Source organism: Crocosphaera sp. Alani8 (assembly GCF_038442745.1).
GTDB lineage: Bacteria > Cyanobacteriota > Cyanobacteriia > Cyanobacteriales > Microcystaceae > Crocosphaera.
Map to the genome: position 1 here is coordinate 1 of NZ_JARVCN010000376.1, position 2,891 is coordinate 2,891.

The window sequence follows — 2,891 nt, forward strand, 5'->3', positions numbered from 1 at the left end:
ATAGGGTTAGTCTAATTTGATATGTAAAGTTTTCTAAAGACATTCAACATTTCTGTCTTATTAGTTATCATTATCCAAATTACTTAGAATTTTAAACGTTTCTCCTAGTAGCATTGGAATCGCCTACAAAGGACGCTAGACAACCAATGATGTATCCCCTTGAGGTATCCTGTTTCATCTGTTCTAGAGCATTGAGGGTCAAAAGCATGATTATATGGATGTTTCAGAGAGAGTTAATTGTCTGATTGATAAGCTAAGCTTTTAAACTATGACGATATGTTTTGAGCAGGATAAACGGGCTATCGAGAGGGGTATGGGGGGAAACGTCCCCCCATTCATCTGAAATGTCCACTCACGATATGAGAACTGTCAATAGACCATCCCTATTACAGTAATCTGATTGTAATATAAAATGCTATAAATTATCTTATATTTACTAATTGACATAACCTGTTACAAGTATTATTATTGTAAGAAATATATGTTTTATCAACTATTTGTCTAACTACTTTGAGAGTTAGATTTTACTGTCTAACCCTCTGATACAATCAGCTATTAGCTATCATAAGTATTACTACTTTGTCTAAGCTTAGAATAGTTTTCGATTGACTTATCAAGTTCTGATAAGAATAACTATATTAAAACAAGAGCGGATTGTTTCCGTCTCTCATCACTCATAACAAAATCGGCATTTCCTTCTATCAAAGGAATAGCTGATTCTAATAACACTCTATTGCTATTAATCATGTCTATGATTTCACAATAGCCTAGAAGTAATGAATAATCTGTACAGTTTGCTGGCATAATAGTTAGGCTCCTATTTAATTCGGTAAGTAGGTGAAGTCCTGACAAATAAGTAACTGCTAATTACTTATTTGTTGGGCATTATATGCTATCATAAATAGTATCATAATAATGATAACCAAACATAGGTAATAAGCCCTTAACAGCAGAGATAAGGGCTTTTGTTTTTACCTAATATTAAATCGTTTAAGCCTGAAATTTAAGTATCTTCTACTTCATCCCAATCATTGCACATTGTTCTATAGTTCTTTGCTCTTGATTTAAATGCAAAATGAGGACTTAGCTTATATATATTCTGTCTCCCAACTTTTCCAATTATTCTCAGATAATCTAATTCACAAAGCTTTTTAATTGATTTACTAATTTCTGGTTGTACAATTTCCATTTGCTTTGCCAGTTCTGCTTGAGAGATATCTAGAATATTTTCATACTCAATTATCCCAGCAATGTAAATCAATACCCTCATATCAGTTGAATTAAGGTTTCTATCCTTAGCCAAACGAGTGAGTCCCTCACAAAATGTCCTAATGTGTGGATTTTGACTTAGTGCTTTAATAGGAGTGACTACAGTTTTAGCCATACATCCATCAGGAACGCTAATTTGATAACTGAAGATTTTGTCCGTCATAATCAGTGTATAACATTATAGGTCTAGACCGATAATATCATAGGTATGGAGCTATAATATCGGTCTCTACAACCCCCATATATTGGGGGTTTTTTATTACCCCCTTCTTGTATCTTGAGAGAAGACTAACAAAGTACGCTTGCACTCATAACTTAGGGCTTGTAGCTAATTAACTAAATACTACACCTACAGCTAAGTAGGTAAAATACTGATTATATATAGGCTTAAGAGTGTAATATAAGAAAAACTAATGTAATCTTATTGATAAATAAGTTCAATTTATTTACTATTAGTACACTAAGAACAAAACAATCCTTTTGCAAGCCTGATTCTGCCGTTCTCAATGCACATATAACAAGCTAACCTCTAATGCAGTCTACAAATGACTTTTAGTAGTGTAGCTTATAATTTTGTACTGGTTATTTATTTTTAACTAAATTTTGTTGCATTAGAACTTATAAACGTTCTAGGGGAAAAACACTTCTGTAGCACTCTGTGAAAGCGGAATGGGGGGACGTTTCCCCCCATACCCCTCTCGATAGCCCGTTTATCCTGCTCAAAACATATCTCTTGATGCAGAGGTCATAATTTATATTTTCACGTCTCTTAGAGCTATTTTTGTTGCGCTGATAGAATCTTTTAAAGCAGATAGCAACCCCCACCTCCTAAACACGAATGCAACAAGGTGGGAATGTACTAATCGAGTATGTCTCGAGCCACCTGGATAAGAAACGGGCTAGGAACTCATTGCCAGGTACACTTTAATACTAACAAGATTACTTACAATTGTCAACAAAATAATTACTTGTTACAAGTATTAATTAGTGTGTTTAAATAGTGAATATAACTTTACCAATTTATCTTCTAATTTTTCAAAAGATACCTTAGCACTTTTGCGTTGTCTTAAAATAGAACTAAACAAGCTATTCAATTGAGAAATTTTAATGATAATAAAGCTATCTTTGTCTTCTACTTTATCAGACATTATTGACAATCTGTATTCATCAATTAAAGCTTGTACTTGTTCCGCTATTGGTTCAGGGACACGCATTACACGGGTTTTATAGGGGGCTTTTTGCCCTCTACCACCCACTGGTTTTATCTTCATTGTGAGATATTAACTCCTGTAACTCAAGTTCATATAAACAGTAAGGACACTTAATACTTTCATCATCAAGATATAAAACTCTGTGACCAATAACATCGTCACATTTAGGACAATTAAACTCACCATAGATATCTAATAAATATGATATTAGTTCTCTAATTTCTGAGCTATGCTTGATATTCATTAAGCTGTTACAAGTTATTTATATACTAATTATATTACCTGTAACAAGTAATGTCAACTATTTTATTATCATAAAAGTATTGCTTCTCAACTAATAGATAAGTTAATCTTATTAGCAGAAATGTTGAATGTTAGAAAAAAGCCTGGAAAAAATCTGTTTAAAATGAT

Annotated in this window: 3 protein-coding genes; all 3 read right to left on the minus strand. The window is 32.7% G+C overall.

Going from position 1 to position 2,891, the window contains the following annotated elements:
- Nucleotides 1-633: 633 nt before the first annotated feature.
- On the minus strand, nucleotides 634-804 hold the full coding sequence (locus P9B04_RS18980; protein WP_342056539.1) for a hypothetical protein: 171 nt from the start codon (nucleotides 802-804) through the stop codon (nucleotides 634-636).
- A 199-nt stretch (nucleotides 805-1,003) separates the two neighbouring features.
- Entirely contained in the window at nucleotides 1,004-1,432 is a 429-nt protein-coding gene (locus P9B04_RS18985) for a hypothetical protein (RefSeq protein ID WP_342056540.1), read from the minus strand.
- Nucleotides 1,433-2,249: 817 nt separating this feature from the next.
- Nucleotides 2,250-2,540: a hypothetical protein gene (locus tag P9B04_RS18990; RefSeq protein WP_342056541.1), complete on the minus strand. Its 291-nt coding sequence runs from the start codon at nucleotides 2,538-2,540 to the stop codon at nucleotides 2,250-2,252.
- Nucleotides 2,541-2,891: the final 351 nt, after the last annotated feature.

What these genes read in the sequence shown, in the direction of transcription:
- P9B04_RS18985 (WP_342056540.1), bottom strand. Translation starts at nt 1,432, where the DNA reads ATGACGGACAAAATCTTCAGTTATCAAATTAGCGTTCCTGATGGATGT.
- P9B04_RS18990 (WP_342056541.1), bottom strand. Translation starts at nt 2,540, where the DNA reads ATGAAGATAAAACCAGTGGGTGGTAGAGGGCAAAAAGCCCCCTATAAA.
- P9B04_RS18980 (WP_342056539.1), bottom strand. Translation starts at nt 804, where the DNA reads ATGCCAGCAAACTGTACAGATTATTCATTACTTCTAGGCTATTGTGAA.